The 20,159-nt window shown below is 60.9% G+C and carries 24 protein-coding genes and 4 pseudogenes; 13 read left to right on the plus strand and 15 right to left on the minus strand.

The features are described from left to right. Nucleotides 1–44 precede the first annotated feature (44 nt). On the minus strand, nucleotides 45–767 hold the full coding sequence (locus ACFORG_RS03920) for a TonB family protein (protein WP_386734088.1): 723 nt from the start codon (nucleotides 765–767) through the stop codon (nucleotides 45–47). A 7-nt stretch (nucleotides 768–774) separates the two neighbouring features. Between ACFORG_RS03920 and ACFORG_RS23805 the strand changes: the two are divergent. From ACFORG_RS23805 to ACFORG_RS03930, 3 genes and pseudogenes are all read left to right on the plus strand, one after another. Then, nucleotides 775–933 (plus strand): annotated as a pseudogene (locus ACFORG_RS23805) (IS30 family transposase); the annotation flags it as partial. 122 nt (nucleotides 934–1,055) lie between these two features. Beyond that, entirely contained in the window at nucleotides 1,056–1,358 is a 303-nt protein-coding gene (gene relB / locus ACFORG_RS03925; RefSeq protein ID WP_386734089.1) for a type II toxin-antitoxin system RelB family antitoxin, read from the plus strand. An 82-nt stretch (nucleotides 1,359–1,440) separates the two neighbouring features. Continuing rightward, a complete protein-coding gene (locus tag ACFORG_RS03930; RefSeq protein ID WP_386734090.1) occupies nucleotides 1,441–1,620 on the plus strand; it encodes a type II toxin-antitoxin system RelE/ParE family toxin in 180 nt (59 codons plus the stop codon). Nucleotides 1,621–1,681: 61 nt separating this feature from the next. Here the strand turns inward: ACFORG_RS03930 and ACFORG_RS03935 are convergent, their stop codons facing one another. Then, nucleotides 1,682–1,816 (minus strand): hypothetical protein, encoded by a 135-nt coding sequence (locus ACFORG_RS03935; RefSeq protein ID WP_386734091.1) that lies wholly within the window; start codon nucleotides 1,814–1,816, stop codon nucleotides 1,682–1,684. Nucleotides 1,817–1,821: 5 nt separating this feature from the next. Here ACFORG_RS03935 and ACFORG_RS03940 point away from each other — a divergent pair, with 5 nt between their 5' ends. Together ACFORG_RS03940 and ACFORG_RS03945 are read left to right on the plus strand one after the other, a co-directional pair. Beyond that, entirely contained in the window at nucleotides 1,822–1,965 is a 144-nt protein-coding gene (locus ACFORG_RS03940) for a transposase (RefSeq protein ID WP_386734092.1), read from the plus strand. A 577-nt stretch (nucleotides 1,966–2,542) separates the two neighbouring features. Further along, nucleotides 2,543–3,136 (plus strand): hypothetical protein, encoded by a 594-nt coding sequence (locus ACFORG_RS03945; RefSeq protein WP_386734093.1) that lies wholly within the window; start codon nucleotides 2,543–2,545, stop codon nucleotides 3,134–3,136. Nucleotides 3,137–3,304: 168 nt separating this feature from the next. Here ACFORG_RS03945 and ACFORG_RS03950 read toward each other — a convergent pair whose 3' ends face one another. From ACFORG_RS03950 to ACFORG_RS03975, 6 genes are all read right to left on the minus strand, one after another. Then, nucleotides 3,305–4,531 (minus strand): hypothetical protein, encoded by a 1,227-nt coding sequence (locus tag ACFORG_RS03950; protein WP_386734094.1) that lies wholly within the window; start codon nucleotides 4,529–4,531, stop codon nucleotides 3,305–3,307. Nucleotides 4,532–4,750: 219 nt separating this feature from the next. Continuing rightward, complete coding sequence (locus ACFORG_RS03955; protein ID WP_386734095.1) at nucleotides 4,751–7,000, minus strand: hypothetical protein; 2,250 nt, start codon at nucleotides 6,998–7,000, stop codon at nucleotides 4,751–4,753. 239 nt (nucleotides 7,001–7,239) lie between these two features. Further along, nucleotides 7,240–7,473, minus strand: coding sequence for a helix-turn-helix domain-containing protein (locus ACFORG_RS03960; RefSeq protein ID WP_386734096.1), 234 nt, complete (start codon nucleotides 7,471–7,473; stop codon nucleotides 7,240–7,242). A gap of 110 nt (nucleotides 7,474–7,583) precedes the next feature. Beyond that, nucleotides 7,584–8,084 carry a hypothetical protein gene (locus tag ACFORG_RS03965; protein WP_386734097.1) on the minus strand — a complete coding sequence of 167 codons (501 nt, stop codon included), beginning with the start codon at nucleotides 8,082–8,084 and terminating at the stop codon, nucleotides 7,584–7,586. A 532-nt stretch (nucleotides 8,085–8,616) separates the two neighbouring features. Continuing rightward, nucleotides 8,617–9,003, minus strand: coding sequence for a type II toxin-antitoxin system death-on-curing family toxin (locus ACFORG_RS03970; RefSeq protein ID WP_386734098.1), 387 nt, complete (start codon nucleotides 9,001–9,003; stop codon nucleotides 8,617–8,619). Next, nucleotides 9,000–9,224, minus strand: coding sequence for an AbrB/MazE/SpoVT family DNA-binding domain-containing protein (locus ACFORG_RS03975; protein ID WP_386734099.1), 225 nt, complete (start codon nucleotides 9,222–9,224; stop codon nucleotides 9,000–9,002). Before ACFORG_RS03975 ends, ACFORG_RS03970 begins: the two co-directional genes overlap by 4 nt. A 594-nt stretch (nucleotides 9,225–9,818) precedes the next feature. On the opposite strand from ACFORG_RS03975, the gene ACFORG_RS03980 reads away from it, so the two are divergent. Beyond that, a complete protein-coding gene (locus ACFORG_RS03980) occupies nucleotides 9,819–10,187 on the plus strand; it encodes a hypothetical protein (protein ID WP_386734100.1) in 369 nt (122 codons plus the stop codon). 189 nt (nucleotides 10,188–10,376) lie between these two features. On the opposite strand, the gene ACFORG_RS03985 is transcribed toward ACFORG_RS03980, so the two are convergent. Next, nucleotides 10,377–10,616, minus strand: coding sequence for a hypothetical protein (locus ACFORG_RS03985; RefSeq protein WP_386734101.1), 240 nt, complete (start codon nucleotides 10,614–10,616; stop codon nucleotides 10,377–10,379). A gap of 3 nt (nucleotides 10,617–10,619) precedes the next feature. Between ACFORG_RS03985 and ACFORG_RS03990 the strand changes: the two are divergent. Together ACFORG_RS03990 and ACFORG_RS03995 are read left to right on the plus strand one after the other, a co-directional pair. Then, nucleotides 10,620–11,006, plus strand: a pseudogene (locus ACFORG_RS03990) (transposase); the annotation flags it as partial. Nucleotides 11,007–11,152: 146 nt separating this feature from the next. After that, nucleotides 11,153–11,977 carry a hypothetical protein gene (locus ACFORG_RS03995; RefSeq protein ID WP_386734102.1) on the plus strand — a complete coding sequence of 275 codons (825 nt, stop codon included), beginning with the start codon at nucleotides 11,153–11,155 and terminating at the stop codon, nucleotides 11,975–11,977. A gap of 497 nt (nucleotides 11,978–12,474) precedes the next feature. Here ACFORG_RS03995 and ACFORG_RS04000 read toward each other — a convergent pair whose 3' ends face one another. Further along, entirely contained in the window at nucleotides 12,475–12,870 is a 396-nt protein-coding gene (locus ACFORG_RS04000; protein WP_386734103.1) for a hypothetical protein, read from the minus strand. A gap of 22 nt (nucleotides 12,871–12,892) precedes the next feature. Then, nucleotides 12,893–13,411 (minus strand): hypothetical protein, encoded by a 519-nt coding sequence (locus tag ACFORG_RS04005; protein ID WP_386734104.1) that lies wholly within the window; start codon nucleotides 13,409–13,411, stop codon nucleotides 12,893–12,895. 193 nt (nucleotides 13,412–13,604) lie between these two features. Here ACFORG_RS04005 and ACFORG_RS04010 point away from each other — a divergent pair, with 193 nt between their 5' ends. Beyond that, nucleotides 13,605–13,745 (plus strand): hypothetical protein, encoded by a 141-nt coding sequence (locus ACFORG_RS04010; RefSeq protein ID WP_386734105.1) that lies wholly within the window; start codon nucleotides 13,605–13,607, stop codon nucleotides 13,743–13,745. 239 nt (nucleotides 13,746–13,984) lie between these two features. Here ACFORG_RS04010 and ACFORG_RS04015 read toward each other — a convergent pair whose 3' ends face one another. The 4 genes and pseudogenes from ACFORG_RS04015 to ACFORG_RS04030 all read right to left on the minus strand — a co-directional run. After that, a complete protein-coding gene (locus tag ACFORG_RS04015; RefSeq protein ID WP_386734106.1) occupies nucleotides 13,985–15,304 on the minus strand; it encodes a type II toxin-antitoxin system HipA family toxin in 1,320 nt (439 codons plus the stop codon). Next, a complete protein-coding gene (locus tag ACFORG_RS04020) occupies nucleotides 15,304–15,600 on the minus strand; it encodes a helix-turn-helix domain-containing protein (RefSeq protein ID WP_386734107.1) in 297 nt (98 codons plus the stop codon). The genes ACFORG_RS04015 and ACFORG_RS04020 overlap by 1 nt, the downstream gene beginning before the upstream one ends. Before the next feature lie 438 nt (nucleotides 15,601–16,038). After that, on the minus strand, nucleotides 16,039–16,662 hold the full coding sequence (locus tag ACFORG_RS04025; RefSeq protein ID WP_386734108.1) for a 3'-5' exonuclease: 624 nt from the start codon (nucleotides 16,660–16,662) through the stop codon (nucleotides 16,039–16,041). A gap of 522 nt (nucleotides 16,663–17,184) precedes the next feature. Beyond that, nucleotides 17,185–17,331: pseudogene (locus tag ACFORG_RS04030) on the minus strand (IS6 family transposase); the annotation flags it as partial. A 437-nt stretch (nucleotides 17,332–17,768) separates the two neighbouring features. On the opposite strand from ACFORG_RS04030, the gene ACFORG_RS04035 reads away from it, so the two are divergent. The 4 genes and pseudogenes from ACFORG_RS04035 to ACFORG_RS04050 all read left to right on the plus strand — a co-directional run. Next, a complete protein-coding gene (locus ACFORG_RS04035) occupies nucleotides 17,769–18,161 on the plus strand; it encodes a DUF6878 family protein (protein WP_386734109.1) in 393 nt (130 codons plus the stop codon). Between the two features lie 10 nt (nucleotides 18,162–18,171). Then, on the plus strand, nucleotides 18,172–18,693 hold the full coding sequence (locus ACFORG_RS04040; RefSeq protein ID WP_386734110.1) for a DUF6915 family protein: 522 nt from the start codon (nucleotides 18,172–18,174) through the stop codon (nucleotides 18,691–18,693). 34 nt (nucleotides 18,694–18,727) lie between these two features. Continuing rightward, nucleotides 18,728–18,874 (plus strand): annotated as a pseudogene (locus ACFORG_RS04045) (DUF2924 domain-containing protein); the annotation flags it as partial. Next, the coding region (locus tag ACFORG_RS04050; protein ID WP_386734111.1) for a recombinase family protein at nucleotides 18,871–20,159 on the plus strand (1,289 nt) is incomplete at its 3' end. The pseudogene ACFORG_RS04045 and the gene ACFORG_RS04050, both read left to right, overlap by 4 nt.

The following is a 20,159-nucleotide window of genomic DNA, read 5'->3' on the forward strand; positions in this document are numbered from 1 at the left end:
GCTCTTGCCCCTTCCTGTAGAAGATGAATCCACCCCTGAACTGATCAAAACGGAGAAGGCCACAAACTACGATTTTTCACAGAAAAAATTCGTTTGGCGCGAATTTCGGGCGGTCTTAATTTCCAGTATCGAAGTGCCGGGTCCGCATACCGGCCGAGCCTCTTCTTCTTTTCCAGTTTGTCTTGCGCCGTTTCCCACGCGATCCGTGTGCGCAGGCGTTTGGCTCTGTCAATTGCTGTTTCGGTCTTTCGCCGCGACTTCTCGGAAAGGAACTTCTTTAGACTGTCCAGCCGGTTGACCGCTTTCGGATTGCTCATGCAGCGCCGTCGTAGTTCCGCAATGGCTTTCTCCAGCTCGGCCGGCGTCATCAGGTGGGCCGGCCGGAACCGGAGCGGCATCAAAGCGTGACAGGTCCAGTAAACGAATGTCAGTAGCCGGCCTTTCCTCTGCGGAGGTTTGGGAAATGGAACACCGCGGCGCACCTGTGTCTTGGCGGCTCTGTCGATCTCCGACGAACCGAATCCGTCGATAATGTCGACCGAACCCAGCGAGCCGTCCGGGTTGATCCAGAAGGAAACGCGGGCCCACCTGCGCGACGATACCGCTACCGGCAGTGTCCAGTTCAGATTCATAAGAACCTGGCCGGGATAGTTCGTGACATCGGCATTGCCCGAGCCTCCCCTACCGCCCGAGCGAAGTCGCTGCGACTGGCTCCCGGCGCGTTGCCCGGCAAACTGGTCGATCCCGTCCCTCAGATAGAGGGTCAACGGGGACGGCTACTACACGGTGAACGCTCACGACGTATACAAGCAGCGCCGCGCGTTGCACCGCAAGGTGAGCATCTACCCGCACCAGAAGGATGCCGTTGAGGTCGGGCTGAAGGCCGGCTGGTCTCCCGAACAGATCGCGGGCCGCATGCGCTTCGAACGCCATGAGTTAATAAATAACGATGCTCCTGTGCTGGAGACGCGAGGAAAACACCCGTGTGGTTGTCGCTGCACTGTTGAATAGTATCTCAATTGAGATACAGCAAATGCAGCACAGGAGGACGGACCATGCCCGCTCAAACATCTATGCTTCACGTCCGGGTCGACGATCAGCTCAAGGCTCAGGCCTCGGATGCTCTTGCCGGCGTCGGGCTGACTCTCTCCGACGCCGTGCGCATTCTGCTGACGCGTGTCGCTGCCGAGGGAGGATTGCCAGCGGGCCTCACGACCGATCCCGACGCCTATGACGCCTGGTTTCGCGCCAAAGTTCAGGAGGCCCTTGCCGATGACCGGCCTACGGTTTTGCACGACAAGGTCATGGCAGAGACGCGCGCACTGATCGACGGGAGGTCGTCGCGTAACAGGAGTTGAGTGGAAGGCGGTCGCGGTCGAAGACCTTATGGCGATCGTCGACTACATCTCGGATGATCATCCCGCGGCCGCGCTGTAGCTCATGGATGATACCCAAACCAAGGTCGCTCAACTTGCCGAGCACCCGAAGCGCTGCCGCCCCGGCAGAGTGCCGGGAACCCGCGAGCTGGTTGTCCAACCCAACTACCTCGTCGTGTGTTCCGAAGAGCCGACAATGGTCACTGTGCTCCGCGTCATGCATGCGGCGCAACAATGGCCCTGAAGGGCTTTGGATAAGCTTCTAGTACTACGCTATCGTGCAACATCCTGCCCCGTCAAACAGGCTACGCTGTCGCCGAGATAGGTTCGAAGAGCACGTCCTGTACCTTGTCATCGAACCAGGCAGGCTGCAGATCGCCATTGTTCCACTCGTAGAGGTAGCCGACCAGTTCGCCCGAGATCCCGGAGAGGATCCGCATGTTGAATGGGGCCGATCACCGCCATGGCGGTCGTGTCTGCCTTCGACGCTGCCGCCCGGTTCCGCCCATCCTCCAGTGCCAGCGCCTATCTCGGACTGACACCGAGGCGCTACGAGTTGCGCGAGATCAGCCGAAACGGACGGGCGTAAGAACGCGGAGATCGGTTCGGCCGCAAATGCCTCTACGAGGCGGCGAACGCGATCTTCTGCCGGAACCTTGAGGACACAAGGCTGCCAAGCTGGGCCACCCGCATGGTTAATCCAAAAGCTCTACGCCACCAAAAAATTCTGAAAATAAATCGCACCGCAAGGAGCGCAACGCCTCTCGAGAGTGAAGCTGAGACAGGTTAATCCCACGTTTTTCTGGCGCATTCTGCGCGGCGAGGACCCGTCCTGAAAACCGGTCTAATCCTCCATTCAGGGATTCCGTAAGGCTTAGAGTTCGTCGGTCTCTGCCGCGCAGGAAACCGTCAGCTGGGACAGCATCTTTTCGCTGATCGACACCGCGAAGGTGAACACTGTCAATCTTCCGAGCCGGCGACCCGATATGGCCGCCTCGTAGGTTCTAACCCCGCCACATCGGTACTGCCAGTCCTCAAAGCTACGCCAAGCCATCTGACGGCGGCCTACGCCGTGTACTTGCAAAAAAGTTCAAAACCCGTTTCTCAGAATTCCGCCTCGGTTCCACTTCACTGTCACCTTGAAACATTGAACCTGAGGAAACGAAATGCCCAATCAACTTATCTCCGACCCCATTGGCCTGGCCATCGCAGATGCAGGAAACCACTATGTCGGCGATCTGTGCTGTTCTGTGGACCTGATCTCAACCCTGCTTTTCGCGATGGCGGAAGCTGGCTCCATCCTCCTGCAAGAAAGCTGTGATGGTGTGCCGGAGGCCTTCTTCGAGGCTTACCTGAAACATGCAACGGCTTACGAGACGATCACGCAGCACCCGGATTTTGTCGGTTTCAAATCGGCCGTGGAGGGGAGCTGGTTCGGGGAAAGCGTGCCGAACCGCATTGTCATGAGCCTGTCAATCGGCGCGATCGCCGCATTCGTTGCCGAGATGTTGTTGATCTGGCGACGCAGCACGAATGCGTCCTACCAGCAGATGGTTGAACGGCTTGCAATTCAGAAGGTGGCCCTGGCGGCGGCCACCGCCTACCCGGGACAGGAAACCAAATTCATCGAAAGCGATTTTCTCACAACCGAGTTCTACCTGAAATTCGATCTCGAGCCAGCGGATGCCGCGCGTCTCGAACGTCAGTACTTCCTTCGCGACGGCTCCTTGTTCGGAGTTTTTGCCGAATGCCAAAGTTGATCGTTCGACGTTCCGACCGAGGGGGTTGCTCGTCAAACCTTCTCGGGCTTCCCCTCGACAGGCGGGCCGGTAGCCGGGTTGCGACCATCCCGTTCAGGCGGCTCGCGTTTCAGGCGACTGCTCTGCGGGCGGGATGCCGTCTGGCCGGTCGCGCCCGCTGAACTGTCCTTATCCCGCCCTGCCCTGTCGCCGGGCCCGAACCGGCCGCCTGGTTCGGACCTTGCGCTTTGCGCGCGGGGTGTCCTGGGCGCCGCTGGTTACCCTGCCCCTGTCATTGGCCTCGCGCAGCTTGTGCCCCGCCTGGACCTGGCTTGCATTGGCTCGATAGGTCTCCGTCGTCGCCGGGGTTGTGTGGTTCAGGACCTCGGATGCCAGCGCGGCCTGCTCCGGCGCTTGAGAGACAATGAAACCCGCGATGATGTTGCGGATCACCTGCGGCGTCACGCGCTTTCCGAAAAGCTTTTCGCATTGATCGCCCAGCGACTGGCTCAGGTAGCCCCGCGCCACCGGTTTCCCCCGGCTGCCGACAAAAAGTGCCGTTTCTTGCGCCGGCGCCACGACCGAGCGGTGATGCGCGACGTAATCCTGCAACTGCCGACGCAAGTCACGCGTCAACAGCCTCTGGTCGCGCTTCTTGTCCTTCGTCTCCTCCGGCGAAAGGTAGAGCGTCGTCAGCCCCGGATCGAAGTTTTCTTTCAGATCGAGCGTCGCGAGCGACTCGCGACGGATCGGTGAATTCACGAGCAGGCTAAGCGCCAACCCGGTGCGCGCGAGCTTGTTCGCGCGGATACGCGGTTTGTGAGCCGCCGCCGCCTCGTGTTGGCGCAACGCCACATCGGCGCAAGTCAGAGCCGCCGCACGCAGCTCGGCGAGATCGACGATCCGCCCGTCATTGCGCGACGGCTGCCATGCGGCCTGCTTCTTCAGGAGCTTGAGCACCGGATCCATCCAGCCCCAGTCGCGGTCGGGGAACAGGGCCAATCCCATCAGCTTCAGACTCTGCATCTCGCCCCGCACCGTTGAAATCGCGACCTCGCCCCTGCGGAACGCGCGCTGGCGCGCGTCCAGGCGCAGCGGCACCGTCCGCCGGGTGACATCCTCGGGCAGGCTGTTCTCACGGCAGAAATCGAAGAAAGCCCAGGCGGATTGCAACCGCGATTGCAGCGTATCGACCGTCCAGGCCTCGACCAGCAGCCCGTCGTTCAGCCCTTCTGCGCAGAAAAACAGCTTGGGCCTTGCGGCCGTTTGCCAGGGTTCCGGCAAACGGTGCCAGTTGCGCGCGATCTCGCGCTGCAGGGCTGCGCGCTTGCTCTCGACCTCGACTCTGGCTTCACGCCCGAAGACATTGTCCTCCGGGAAGACCGCCTGCAGTGCCTGGCGGGCGGCGCCCTGCATTTCCGGACGCAGATCCCCCAGCCTTCGCTCGACCAGGCTCGGCGTAATCAAATCGGGCGGCAGATCGTCCTGCGCCGCAGCCCGAAGCCAGCGGCCGAGGCCTTGCTCAAGCCGCGGCCGTTGGTATTTCGAAGCTTTGGCAAAAGCCGCGTCAAACCTCGCACGTATGTCGTCCGGCCAATTTGACGGGGGGAGGGAAAGTCGGTGTTTCGGCATGGTTCAGTTCTCCAGATCCTGTTCCAGAGCGACCCGGAAATCGACATGCGACATCACCCGGCGGCTGTATTGGTCCAGCAATTTCAGGTAGTTCTTCTGCGCGACGATCTTGCTGACCTCGGCGTAATACGCCCGCGTCGTCTCGATCTTCTTGTGACCGAGGACTTCTTGCACGAGGCCCATTGCGCTCGGATCCATATCGAGGATCACCTTCCCCGCGATATGCCGCATCACTTGCAGGTCCATGCGGAGCTGGCAGTGCTTCCAGACATGCTGCCGGAAACGCTGGCTGAGTTTCTCCTTCGTCATGTAGCCGAAGCCCGGTGCGTAGCCGCCCCCTTCGCCGCGCTCCTTGCGTTCGCGCGCGGCCCCTGGAAACAGGTGCTCGTTCTCCGGATGCGCCCCGGCGTGTTCCGCAAAGACCGGGTGATAGACGGCGATGAACCGTTTCAGCATCCGCACGGTCTCGGGATCGATGGTGACATGCACCGATCGCAGGTTCTTCATTTCCGCAGCCGGCAGGATCAACGTTCCTTCCCCTTCTCCGATCGGCAGACTTAGATGGCTCTGGTCGCCGAAAGCGCGGAGGCGGGCGAGATTGCTCCGTCGCAGCGGCGTGACGCGCTGTTCGAGCTGCGCGATCACCGCAGACCGCGCCAGACCAGCCTGCGCCAGGGTCGGCCTCTCCCTGCCCTGCCGGACCCAGCGTTCGGCCTGTTTCCACAATTCGCCCGGTGCCTCGAACCAGCGCCGGAGCGCCGAGTCGTCGTTGAACTGGCGAAGCATGTTCTCGTGGTGTCTGCCGATCTTGCGGTCTTCGTAGACGTAGCCAACGGAGCCGTCGGCTTTCAGCTTGGACCCGACAACGCTGGGATCGAGCTTGATCGTCAGCGCCCGTACCGGTTCCAGGAGCGCTTCGTGCAGATCGCAGGACTTACCGACGCTGTAGAGCGCTTGCACGATCGAGCATTCGTAGCGTCCCTTCTTGTGCGCTTCCCAGCTCTCCCCCCGCGCTTCGACGCGGGCCCTGCGCTTCGCACGGATCGCCGCAACGGTGGCCAGCAGGCACTCTTGTGTGAACAGGTCCTCGAGCACCCGCGGCCTTGTTTTGACCGCCGCGGCAGTTTCAGAAGCGTGCCACACGCGCTTCACCGCGTCGCGCAGGTTGCGCTGCGTTCCGGGCTCGCGCGCCAGCATCGGTTCCGACACCGCGCCGCCGACCACCAGATCCCCCAGCCCCAGATCGTCTTCGTCCTCTTCGATGAAGGATGACCAGGGCAGATCGCCTTGCGGCGCCACCATTCGGTCCGTCAGTGCATCTACTCGTGCCCGGATGGCTTCGGGCACGTCGGACCAGGATACGTCCGGCAACCGTTTCCCTGACCCTGCATTTTCGAACAGCGCGGCCGCCAGGCCCGTTTCTTCGACTGCCTCGGTCCAGATCCGGCCCGCCCGGCGCAGCTTCTCGCGATGGCTGTCGGACTTCGTGGCGATTTCCTGTGCCGTGAAGTCTTCGAGGAAGCTTCGATGGACCTCGCCCGGAACCAACCCCTCGCGGTCAGCCCGCAGCGCCAGACGTCGGAATATCGCGAGTTCGGCTTGCGCATGATCCGGTGTCCGATCCGCCAGCGTCTTCAAAAACTCCCGCCAGACCTTGGGAAGGGTCTCGACATCCGCTTCGCGCCCCGAAACCGCATTGGGATCCACGAGCTTTGCCGCAGAACGGATCAACGTGAGCTTGTTCTTGAGCGATTTCGCCGAAGTCACGTTCAGGTCTTCCGGCCGCAGCCTCCGGAGAAGCGGCTCGATCACCACCGCGGTGGCCGTAATCTCACCTGGCGCGGTGGCTTGTTTCGCAGCCAGCTGCCGCAATGCGTTTTCCGTTCGCTGCGCAGCATCCTGCCGCAAAACCGACCCGGATGCGGCAATGGCATCTTCGAGCGTCGGCAGCCGCCCCCGCAGCCGCAAAGCCAGCTCCCGGCGCGACATGTCCGCCCAGGCCCGCTCCGCGCGGCGGACATCGCTCAGTATCTGACTATGCCGCGCGCCGAGCTTCTCACGCAACTCCGGCGTGACATATTCGAGCGCATGGAAGAAATCCGACGCGGCCAGGTCCGGTCCCCCGGTCAGCGCCGCGCGCAGGGTGCGCACGGCGGCGATGGTTGCCGCCCGCGTGTTGGCGCTCATCTGCGTCAGCCGCAATACCGCAATCACGTCCGCGGTCGAGCCGCCAGTTTGAGCATTGTCCAGCATTTTTCTTTCCTTTCTTGTTGGGGATCAGCAATGGTCCGGAAACTCGTTCACGACGGAAACGGGCTTGCGGACCATCGCTGACCCCCACGACAGGGGCGGACACCCCCTGCCCTGCCGCGCCACCGCGCGACCCGGGGCGACATCCGGCGACACCGGGGCACAGCGGGTGGTCCACATTCCCACACAATGGAGACCGACTTCTTTCCCCGAAAGGAATAAGGCATTGAAAATATGACACTTTATTCACCGTCGTTTTCCGACATGCGAACGCAGTAATCGATCCAAATCGATTGCATTTCCTGCTCGATGCCTTGGAATTTCCAGAGCGACAGCGCGGTGATCTGCCAGCGGCCGTTTCGCCACTGCGCCTTCAATCGCTCGTCTTTCAGGTAGCGTTGCAATTGTCGTTCGGACTTTCTCAGAAACTCCGCCGCTTCGCGGGTGGTGAAGATGTCATCGGGGGGAACGATCATGGGGAAACTCCTTTTCCTCGTGTGGAAAAGGAGGTGGGTCCGGCGCCGGTCCATCAGAAACAACGCGGTTTGAATCTCCAGATGCATCATTGCCGGGCTGCGGCCGGAAATCATGAGACCGCAGCCGCAGGGCGCTTACCGGTGGTCCTGCGACGAAGGAAGGATGCTCTGCGTTTCGGTGTCTCGGCCGGATGGACACCGTGGATTTCGTCACGACGCCGAACCCGTGGCAAACCCGTGTAAATCTCGGCGACCCGGCGTGTCTGGTCGGGTTTGAGACGACCGATTTTCGCAGTGCCCAGTGAATTGCAGCGCTCGAAGCGGGCATCGCCGTGCTTGACGCGCAGGCGCCGGTCGATCTGAAAGCGCGTTGGGCCATGCAGGCCCGCGACCGCGTAGTCCGGCTGCCCGACAAGCATCAATGCGTTCTCGGCGCTGTGCTTCGGCAGCAGCAGGTTTCTGGTGCCGTACGCGACGACGACTTCGTCATGTTCCGGCTCCCGCGCGACGATCACGCAGATGCGGGTTTTCGAACCCCTGTCGGAATACGGAAATCGAAATGCGACAAGATCGCCGGGATTGAATTCCTCAAGCGTTTCAGGATCGGACATGATGGTTTCCTCGGTTGAAAAATGGGCTCACCCGGGAAACGGAAGCTCTCGGTTTCCTCTGCGTTCCCGGGCGTCACCGCATAGACCGGGTAACGAAGAGGAGAATGAGAGCTGCGCTCAGGAAAAGCGTGATGCCGGGGCGCAGAACGTCGTTCGGAGCCTCTTCAGCAGCCGAGCCGCCGAGAGGACGGCTGCTCTTTTGAAAAAACTGCACGACGCGCGAAAAAACTGCACGACGCGCGAAAAAACTGCACGCAGATCAGAAAAAACTGCACGTTCTTTGGATCAAACTGCATGCGGCTTTGACATAACTGCATGTACCTTCTCGCAAGCTGTTGAAACATATCGCTAAAATACGCCTCCGAAAAAAGAGAAACTTAAGAAAAAGAAGAAAGGCCGTTCGTTGTGGTGCACTTGGTTCGGTGCGGGGGAAACCCCCCAGCCCCTTACGGCAAATGTTGATAGCCCCGATGATTCTCCAGCGGGGCTTTGCACTTGAGTGACTGTGCGCCCCGAAGAAACCTTCGAGGCTTCAGATCGAAGTCATCCCGCTCGAGAGCCACTTGGCAAAATCCGACTCGCTGATTTGCCCCGAGGCCAGATCCTCCATCGCCCGGACACCTTCAACCGGAGTTGGCCGGAAAGAGTAGCCGTTGAGCCGCAGAAACGTGGCCGCGGTGACGAAGGCTGTGCGCTTGTTTCCGTCCACGAAGGCATGTGCCTTGGAGATGCCGAAGGCATAGGCCGCTGCGATCTCCGCAAGGCCGGCGTCGGTGTATGCGGCGAGGTTCATCGCGCGGGCGCAGCCCATTTCCAGAAGCGCCCGATCACGCATGCCGGAGGCGCCGCCGTGGCGGGTTATCTGTCGATCATGGATAGCAATGACGGCGGCAAGCGGAACCCAAATCGGCTCCGTCATGCGAGAGCCTGCAGCAGATCGCGATTCTCGTCCATGACGATCTCCGCAGCGGCGAGTGCAGCAGCGACCGCAGGATCGTGCGGCGTGATCTTGAGGCTACCATCGTCGCCGCGCACAACGAAAAGCGTGTCACCTTCCTTGGCGTCGAGGATCGTCAGCATTTCGGTGGTCAGTGTCATGACCGCGGAGTTGCCGACTTTGCGGATCTTGGTTTCGATCATCAGGAGCCCCCTTGGATATATCAAAGTATATACGCCAAGCGTCGCAAGAAACAACCCTTTCAACCTTTGCCGTCACGGGCTGGCCCAGAACCCACGCTTTTCGCGGATGTCTCCGGGGAGGTCCCCGAGACGTTTCCAGGCAACGCGACGGGGGCGGCGAAACGAACGCTCAGGTTTTCCTTCGCAGTTAAACTCGAGGACCGGGTTTCCGCAACGTCATTCAACATTTTCTCGAAAACCGGTTTCCGCAGCACGAGGCACGACGCCAAGTCTCTCCTGAACGGCGGGGCATGGCCTCGTGCGTTCATGTCGTCACGAAGGACCAACACCATTCCGCACGTCACCTCGCCTACCGATCAGCCTCCAGGCAACCTCTCCAACCCGGACTTCATCCTGCGGGCACTTGCCTGCGTACGGCCCGAAAGCGCCGGACGTGGTCTCCGCGGAGCCGGCTGCCGGAAATCATCCGGTTCTTTCGAAACGCTTTTCCCGTGAACCACGTTTCGCGAAAATCCGGCTGAAACCAATGTCCTGCGGAGCCGCAGCCGTGGTTCCGCCAATCGACACCCAACCCTCTGAACAAGGAAAACCGCAATGGGACTTGATGTCTTCTTCCTCGACGGCAAAAGCCGGAAAACTGTTCTCTCGTTGAGAAACCCCGATACATTCTTCCAAGCCCTCCCCGCCGACGAGCGGGATCTCCTGAACCCGATTTTTTGCGACTTCTGGGTCGGAGAGGAGCAACTGGACCTTGCGGCCACGGCACTGATCGAGCGGGGGGCAGTGCCGCCAAAGAACATCGACGACTTGCCGGGTTTCGACGCGATCGAGGACTCGCTCACGGGGTTGCACGCCGAATGCCTGGAACGGCAATCGGATCTCGACGAGTCGCTTGTCATCGCGCTTGCGCTTCTGAATTACGTTTGCGGCAACGGCCGCATCATCTGTGCCTGGTCGGCATGAGAGTTGGAACCACGGCGACATGGCGCGGTCTTGCCACTTTCTCCGATGTCGCGACCCTCATGCGCAACGCGCGCCGGAAAAGGAACGATTTCAGGGCGCTGGCGGCAGGCAAGCCAGCGGAAACGGTTCGCCAGGGGCCCGGAATGGTCGAGGGAAAGCCGCGCCTCCGGCAAGGAGGCGCGGCCGAACTCAGTCCGGATCCTTTTCGCGGAGTTTCGCCGCGAGCAGTTCAGCCTGGCGCATGTTGAAGACGCGCCGAAGCGCAACCCGGAACGCATCGAGATCGCGGCGATCGTCGCGCAGTTGTGACGCTTCCTCGGTGTAATCCCAGTGGGACTCAGGCTCGAGCGTCTCGCGGTGCTCACCGCCAGAGCCGGATTGGTGGAACAGATCAGACAACTGGATCGTGTCTTGCGTGAGTTCGCTCACCAATCGTCGGCCTGCAGGCAGCTCATGAGCATCCCCGGCGTCGGCGTTCAAACTTCCGCCGCATTCGCAGCGGCCATCGACCAAGCTGACCGCTTCCGGCAATCCCGCACCGCCGGTGCCTACTTCGGACTGGCCCCCAGGCGTCACCAATCCGGGGAAATCGACTGGAAAGGGCGCATCACAAAACAGGGCGACAGCATGGTGCGCAAGCTTCTCTACGAGGCGGCCAACTCGATCCTGACCCGCAGCCGTGGCAGCTTCGCCCTCAAAACCTGGGCCCAGAAGATCGCCAAACGCCGAGGCCTCAGAAAGGCGCGCGTAGCGCTTGCCAGGCGGTTGGCCGTCATTTTGCACGCGATGCTGCGTGACGGCACTTTGTTCGAAGCGTGAGGTGAGATAGAGATCATTTGCCAGCGGTGAAGCCGGACGGCTGATTCGAGGGCGGTGTCCCGAGAGGGAACGCAGGGACGAACGATCTGCCAAGGTTACCGGATGGGCTCAGAAGCCCGCTTCGAGTCAATGCAACGTTCGGCCTTGTGAAACCCGATACAGCGCGATCGCCTCAAAGCAATCAGTGCGGACAGATCCTTGAAACCCTCAAGGGAAACACCGCCAAGCTCTGCAAATTACAGATCCTGAACCTAAGAAAAAGAAGAAAGGCCGTTCGTTGTGGTGCACTTGGTTCGGTACGGGGGGAACCCATGGCCTTTCGCGGGTGTCTCCGGGGAGGTCCCCGAGACGTTTCCAGGCAACGCGACGGGGGCGGCGAAACGAACGTTCGGAGCAGGCTTTCCTTCGCGGTCGATGCGCAGAAACCCGGGTTCCTCAACGTCATTCAATATTTTTCCGAAAACCGATTTCCGAAACACGAGGCACGAAGCCACGTCTCTCCTGAACGGCGGGAATGGTCTCGTTCGTTCATGTCATTACGAAAGACTATCGCCATGCCCTACGTCAACCCGCCCTCCAACAAGCGTCCAGACCAACTCTCCAACCTGGATTTCATCCTGCAGGCACTGGCCGCCGCCGGACGGCTCCCCTGCGAACGGCCGGAAAGCGGCCTGCCGCAGCATTTCACTGTCGAGAACATGCAAGATTTGCATATCGAGCGGCACGGCGGCGGCTGGGTCGCAAACCTCCAGTTCCGAAACGTTCCTGCAGGTCAGCCCGACTGTGTTGGCACCCCTGATGCGTTTCCCTTCGACGAGGAGGAAGATGCACTTTGGGCAGGCATGGCACTCGTCTGCAGGATCGCGACGAGCTCTCCCGAATTGCCGTTTGTCAGGATCGGTGAGGATCTCGTCGTTCCGACCTACCGCGCCCAGTCGCACTCCTTGTCTTGGAAGTCCGAATGGACCTAACTCTCGGAAGACCTGGCAAGGATCTTGCATCCAGCCGCGATCGACGTCGGATCGATCCTCACGCCGGTTGGTGTGGGGCGAGCACTCGCGCCTCTTCCTCGAGATCCTTCCACAGGCAGTCCGCTTGACCATGAACCGGCACCTCGAATCGCCCAGCCCAGAGGACTTCGTCGCCACCTATGGCGACGATCATGCGTTTGTGCGGCAAGAAAGGGCTGCGCTAGCGCCGAATCCGTTGCCGATAAAGTTGGCGGAGAATCGACTGGCAAATCCCCGGCGGTCAAAATATCCGCCGAACCGGAATGAAGAGAACCTTCAAAAAATATCCAGCAAGATAAAGTCCCGGCATCCTCATCCAAACCCTGTCCCTGCCGGGCGAAACCGAGACGCTGCGCTCCCAAACAACTCGAGGACCCTGGGGGCAATCCCGATCGGGAAACCCCTGCCCGGAATTGTCGAGGAAAGGCCGCGCCTCCGGAGAGGAGGCGCGGCCGAACTCAGTCCGGATCCTTTTGGCGGAGTTTCAACGCGAGCAGTTCAGCCTGGCGCATGTTGAAGACGCGCCGGAGCGCAACCCGGAACGCATCGAGATCGCGGCGATCGTCGCACAGCTGCGACGCTTCCTCGGTGTAACCCCAGTAGGGCTCAGGCTCGAGCGACCCGCGGTGTTCGACCTTGCGTACGACGCCCGCCTCGATCTCTTGCTCCATCGCGCCGAGGACCGCGTCGATTTTGGCGAGATACGCAGGCTGGAAAATCTCCTCCGTCTCGATCCGCCTGGCGAGATCGCGTGCCACTGCGGCCTCCGTTTTGCCGAACAGCATCGCGAGACGCAGGCAGATCCCCTTCGCGAGCTCGGATTTCTGCAGCGCATCGAAGATGGCCTCCAACATCGGATCCTCGCTCTTTCGTCTCTCACACATGGCGCGTCTCCCGCGACACGGTCCGGCCCCGCCGGCGATACTCTACCTGGACCAGACGAGGGCTCTGGCGGCGTCGGAAACGCGGGCGCGGCCTGTGATCGGCCTTCCCCTTCAGCCGGTCGGTGACGCGCTGGAGCTGCGTCAACGCCTCGCCACTGAGTTTTCCGAGCACGGCCGTGTCAGACGTCGGATGCACGTCGAACCCGGGGTCCCGAACCGACACGGTGAGCCGCCGTTCGACGTCGAAATTCGTCGGCGCGACGAGCGAGGCCGCGATCAACTCGTCACGTTCGGTGACCGAAACCACGCAGCCGCGCTTGTTCGAGCGCGGCTGGCATGTTCCGTACGCGAGATCGACGAAGAGCTCGCCACTTAACTCGGTCACACCCAGGACCAGCGAGGGGCGTGTCTTCTCATCTTCGGGACCGTCATATTCATGGGGAAACCGGAAAGCGACGACGTCGCCACGCGTGAGATTTGCTTGCCACAGGGCAAGAGTCTGCTGAGTCATGCAGCATTCCTTTCGGATGGCACACGCCGCCCGATGTCCGGGAATCGAACCATCTTGAAGCGACGCGGCACACGCCGCGCGTCGCTTCAAGATGGCGTCGATCCAGGACGCAATATACCTCTTCTCGTCGGATCCGAACCATTGACGCGGGCAGACGCACACGGCAGGTCGGGATGCAGGAACGGGGAGCGCCATGGAACGATCCGAAGACATCGACGCCAAGCTGGAGAAATTCGAACACCTCTTTCCGTCCTCCAACGTCGCGGAGCAGGGAGCCATGCGGGAAGAGTTCCACGGGACTTGTCAAGTTGATCCGGCGACAGGCCAGCAATAGCAAGACCGCAGGCACAGTCGTACCATCCTACTTTGCGTGAAGGGCTTCCGTTTCCCGCGCGCGGTGATCGCCTTTTCCGTGTCGGCAGGTAATGCCCCACGATCTTGGTGGATGTAGAAGGAGAGTTTTCTCGCCAGGATGACCGTGGAGGTTGCGATGGGGAAGCCACGACTGGAGAAACCCAGATCGTCTGCATCGCGATCCTCGCCCAACCACTTCGTCGGCGGCGACGATGCGGGTCAGGCCGCGGCCCTGAGGCGCCCGCCGATGCGCAATGCGTTGCCCTCGACGAGTTCCGCCACATACTCGACCATCTCGGGCGTCGTCCCGGGAAGAGACGAGATGCGTTCGGTTGCTTCGACGCGATTGGCCACCATGGCATCGATGAGTTCGCCAGCCCGGCGGCGCAGAGCGGAGGCGTTCAGCCCGGCGCTTCGAGCCATCTCATCCCAGTGTTGCGGAGCCACATCTGCCGGCTTGCGCCGTTTACCAGCGATCTTCTGGGCGTGGTACTGGTTCACATGCTCCCAGGGGAGCACCGAGGAGACGTCATAAAGCGGAGCCATGGAAAGCTCATTGCCAAGGAGCATGGAGTAGTTCTTGGCGTGCGCGTCGGTATTGGCGACGAGGAGGTTGAAAATCGCCTGGTCGTGGAGCGCGAGCGCGTCGATCGGCGGCAAGTGACGACCTGTCAGCAAGAGGCCTGCCATGTCGAGGCCCGGAACCGTGCCTTTCTCGTATTTCTGCCCCGGATAGATGCCGTTGGCCTGGGCAAAGTCTTCCTGGTGAAGGCGGCGAAGGGCGCCATCTGAGCGCAGGACGCGATCATAGCGAGCGATGGCCAGCGCGGTCCGGCCGCCCGCATCGAGTATGGTGCACTCGGCAACCGGCAGCCCGATCAGGTCAGCCAATGTCATGCAATAGGCCTCGTTTTCCACGATGCCGGGCAAGCGGGGATTGTCGGGCTTGATAATGATGGTTGAGGGCGCTCCCTTCTTGGGAATCGCGAGAAGATCTGTCAATTGCGGCAAGCCGAGCTTCGGCTTCCCGTCCTGGTCGAGCACGGCCAGAGCGGTTTTCTTCTGACCGCCGGCAAGCGACAGTCGCACCCCATCCTCGCCAGCAAGAAAGGGCCGCTTGCCGAGGTCCTCGAAATGGCGCGCCAGAGCTTCGCTTTCCGTGATCCTGCCGTAGTGATCCTGCAGGCTGGTATAGATCCAGTCCTTCCGGATGCTGGGCTCGCCGATCGAGATGGCGCCGGCCGTGTCTCCGCCGATCTCGCGCAGAATGGCGAGCGCATCTGAAGTGGCAAGACCCAGCGCACGCGACATTGCGACCAGCTGCTCCTCTTCGGGGAGCAGGTTCGCCAGCCAGGGCGTGATGACTTCATCGGTAAAACGGCCGGGCTGAAGCGGTAGCGTCACCGAGAGCGGGAAGTTGCCCCGCGTGCCGAGCCACCTGGGATCATATTCGAAGGAAAGCTCTCCGGTCGCGGATAGATGAATGCTCCCGACGGCAAATCTCTCGTAGAAAACGGTGATGGTTTCGCGCGCCGCCATCAGTCATCCTCCAGATCATAGCCGCCCTGCCCCGGATCAGGCGAGGTCATCTTGGCGGACGGGAGCTGGTCGACCTGAAAGAGAGCTGGAAGCTCGGTGCTAAGGGCCAGAGATAGCGACACCAGGGTCGACAGCTTGACGTCCCTTGTGCCGCGCTCGATGTGTGAGAGCGTCGGAACGGTAGAGCCGGAGAGGCGCGACAGATCCTCCAGGCTCAGCCCAAGGCGCTTGCGCCGCGACCGGATGCCCGTTCCGATTTTCTCTGCCCACGCTAAGGTTTCAGCCGAACGTGCCATGTCGCACTCCTTATCCTGCATGATAAGTGAAGGCTCATATTGGCAAAATCAAGAGTAATTTATCATGTGAGATAAAGTTACCTGCTCCTGTGGACAAATCCGTGAGATTTATCCTTCAAGATAAGGTTCGACTTATTCCCACATCAGTCAAGCCGAGTTCAGGGAAAAGACCCCGACATCCGTCGTTCTGGGCGCGGAGCGAATTTGTGTATCTCACGGCATGCCCCAAAGCTCACCGGCGGGCCGAGCTTGAACGAAGCCGAGGTTTGCCAGACGAGCTTACCATCATCGAGACCAACGGTTTGCGCCGGCCTGCCCGAATTAACATCACGATCCTCCTCGAAGCCCAAAAGCGTCGATCACATCCAGCGCTCATCGCAAATCGACACGGTTTATTTTTCGGTCCCAAACCGCACATGCTCAACCGGTTTCGCCGGATCATTTCCCGAGCCCCGCTCGCCAAGCGTAGCAGAGATCAGCTGCATCGGAACCCGCACGATGTATGGACTTTCGGCTTGCCCTGTTCTTGTAAACCTTATGGAGTCGCCCTGGCGCTATGACACCGGAATGGGAGAAAGCGAGCCAAAACACATCATGGAAGTTCCGCACCTCTGGACCTGCCCTCCCGAGCAAACGATCGAGCCAGACCTGGTCGTATTCCGGAGCGTCCGAGACCAGGACTGCGTCACCGGTCAGTTGCAGAACCCAGGCGGCAACGGCATCCGCTGAGTCAGCTTGCTCGAGTGGTTCCAAGCCGATCCCATGGATTTGCGCGCTTTTCAAACTCCAGTCGTCGAGAGGCCAGTCTTCTCGCGGCCTGATGAGCTTGCTTTCGACGATCACTTGGCCGGTTTCGATCCACGCGAGCCCAACCTCGATCGGCCAGCTCCGTTTGCTCAACGATGACGCTTCGAAGTCGATGAACACGGGTCCGGACCGCACCAGAAGTTCTCCTTCATCATTCATGCCGGCACCAAGGGTATCCACACCCCCCTTTGCAAAGGCATCAATCTCGCTTGCAGTCGCCACCCGGCTCGATTGCCTATTGTTCTTCTTCGGCATGGCTTCCGATCTCCACAAACTACCTTTCCCACCGTATCGGGCTTGTCGAGGTTTCGGAATACGGGCATTGCGCAACCAAAAGGATTATCATGTTTTCGAAGGACGCAGGGCTACGACAGAAGCGATGCCATCCCGCCAAGTCGTCCTTGCCCTTCAAGTCCGAGTTCTGTCCCGGGAAATGCCGCAAGCCAGGCCATGACGATGATGTCAGGTGACTTGTAAGGCGAATACTCCACCCGGGGAGTGACGCCTCCCATACCTGGCCCGATGCGACTGGCGCCCACAGGATCTCGAGCGTCCCGGACTCGAGATCGCTACACATATATCAAGCGAGTTCGGTGGCATCGTGCAGGCGGTGAGCGTTTCCTTGCAGCGAGCCTGTTATTACCCTCGGCGGTAGCGAGCAAGCCTTGGACCACTCCGCTCCAAATCGCACGCCTCGTCGGCGAGCCCCGTTTTCGCCGCCATGATCCAGGTGGCGCGTTCGCGATCGGCTTTCGATTGCGCGATAGCAGCGTCAATCCATTTCCGGACGAGTTCCGCAACGGACAAGCGGCGGCCCGCGACCTCACGCAGGCTCAGATTGAACCGGACATACAGCCAGACCGCGTGGGCGATGATCGAGGGCGGGAACCGGTGCCGTTGGCAGCTGATGGAAGGTGCCTGCATCGCTGCGACGTACTTGGCAATCAGAGAGCACGCGATCGCCGACCGCTTAACGTGACAACTCCAAGCAACTCGGGTTCCTCCCGGGGAGGGTAACTCGTCGCGGGCTGTCCGGCTTCGCCCCGCTCCGAGACCAAAATCAAACTGACGTGACGGAAAGCAAAGAAATCGCTCGGAAGATTTCCGCACGACTTCGAACGAACTCAATTCAGAAGGGAAGCAGAAATCTTCCATTCCCAAGATAGGAGACGACCTCGATGTCGACCCGGAGTTCAAACCGCGAAGCCCCGCCGATCAATCATGGCACCAACCAGCTCACGTTTCCCTTCGACGACATGGGCGATCCACCGAAGCGTTTGGAGATTACATTGGGCCCGGGAACCTCAATCCCTGGATATCATCCGGTATCCCCGAAGGACGGAGAATGTGCCGTCGTCTTGATGACGGAAGACGAGGTGTTTCATGCCAATCTCGACGTGTTGTTCGAGGCACTCGGCGAGGCGGGTATCGACGCGGTCGAGGGCTATTTCGACGGATATGACGACAGCGGACAGATCGAGGACTTTTGGGCCATCGCCGTGGGTGAGAGAACCGACGTCCCGTCCCGAATGGTGACGCACATCGACTATGAACTGTGGCGGGAAAGCGGATCGGCAAGCCTCATCACGCTTTCTGACGCGATCGAATACATCCTCTTCGAGTACTTCGATGGCGGTTGGGAGATTGGTTTGGGCGGAGAAGGTGAATTTCGCCTCGACGTGGCCAATCGCAAAATTTCGGGCGAGCTCTTCATTCACGGAGACTACTGCGACGCCGAACGATATGCATTCTAGGAGGTCGACAATGGCACATCCCTACCACCACGCGCTATCGTCCGTAAAGAAATGGGGCGGCTCCATTGAAGACTACCTGCCTGTGCACGCTTGGTTCGATGAAAGCAAGGCAATTACTGCGGATTTCCGACACCGCGCGCTGCGGCATCACGCAGAAGGTATCTTCATGGCGGAAACGATCTTCGGCGCGACGCTGACCTTGTCGAGCGGTCGAGTCATTCCGACCCGGTGGGTTGGCTCGCAACATGTCCGCGAGGACTTGGGTCACATCCCTTCCTTCGCAGATTGGGCGAAGACCGCCTTCATCGAACCCGGAAGCCCCTGGGAGAACGGCTACGTCGAGAGCTTCAACGCCCGGATGCGGGACGAACTGCTCAATCGCGAGATATTCTACTCGGTGAGGGAGGCGCAGATCATCATCCAAGGATGGAGGAACCACTACAACACCAAACGACCCCACAGTGCATTGGGCTACAGGCCTCCGGCTCCTGAAACCCTCATCCCGATTGAACCGAGGCCAGTGATGCACTAACGATCAAACTGGACCACTCAGATCAGGCCCCCCAGAGCACATTGTCACCGTCACTGCGGACGGCTTCGACTGGCAGGGTCGCCCCTACAGGTCGCTCTCGGCCATCGCGCGCGCCATCACCGGTACGCGCTGGAACGGGCTCGTTTTCTTTGGGTTAAAGCGTCAGCGAGGCCGGTCATGACCAAGGTGGCTGACAAATCGAAGGTTATCCGGAAACTGCGCTGCTCAGTTTACACCCGCAAATCCTCCGAGGAAGGACTGGAGCAGGAGTTCAACTCGCTCCGTGCCCAGCGGGAGGCCTGCGAGGCCTATATCGCCAGCCAGCGCTCCGAGGGCTGGGTGCTGGTCCGCGATCAGTATGACGACGGCGGCATCTCCGGCGGCACGCTGGACCGCCCCGGCCTGCAGCGGCTGCTGGAGGACATCGAGGACGGGCTGGTCGACGTAGTCGTGGTCTACAAGATCGACCGTCTCAGCCGCTCGCTCGCCGACTTCGCCAAGCTGGTCGAGGTGTTCGACCGCAACGGCGTCACCTTCGTCAGCGTCACGCAGAGCTTCAACACGACCACGTCCATGGGCCGGCTGACGCTGAACATCCTGCTCTCCTTCGCCCAGTTCGAGCGCGAGGTCACCGCCGAGCGCATTCGCGACAAGGTCGCCGCCAGCCGGAAGAAGGGGATGTGGATGGGCGGCGTGCCGCCCTACGGCTATCGCGTGGAAAATCGGAAGCTGGTCATCGACGACGAACGCGCGGCGCATGTCTGCTGGATCTTCGGACGGTTCTTGGAGATCGGATCGGCGACCGAACTGGCGCGCGACGTCGCCCGACATGGCATTCGTACCCCGCGCGGCAACCGGATCGACAAGAAGTATCTCTACCGGATGCTGAACAATCGCGCCTATATCGGCGAGGCGGTGCACAAGGGCGAAAGCTATCCCGGTGAGCACGACGCCATCATCGACCGCGACACTTTGGACCGCGTCCACGCCATCCTGCAGGAGAGCCCGCGCAAGCGCGCCGCGCGCACCCGCGCCGAGACGCCCGCGCTGCTCAAGGGGCTGCTCTACGGGCCGGACGGCGCCGCGTTCTCGCCGACACACACCCGGAAGGGCGACCGACTTTACCGTTACTATGTCAGCCAGACGGTGCTGAAGCACGGCGCCGGATCGTGTCCCGTGGGCCGTGTCCCGGCGGGCGAGATCGAGGCGGCCGTGATCGACCAGCTTCGCGCCGTATTCCGCCAGCCCGAGATCGTGGCGGGCACGTGGAAGGCCGCGCGCACAAACGCCGACGACATTTCCGAAGCCGACGCGCGCGCAGCCCTGCAGCAACTCGACCCGCTGTGGGACGAACTGTTCCCCGCCGAACAGGCGCGCATCGTGGCGCTGCTGGTCGAGCGCGTTGACATCTGCACGGATGGGCTGAACGTCCGGCTCCGCGTCGATGGCCTTGGCAGTCTTGTCCG

Origin of the sequence: Lutimaribacter marinistellae (assembly GCF_042648365.1) — a bacterium.
Taxonomy (GTDB): Bacteria; Pseudomonadota; Alphaproteobacteria; order Rhodobacterales; family Rhodobacteraceae; genus Lutimaribacter_A; species Lutimaribacter_A marinistellae.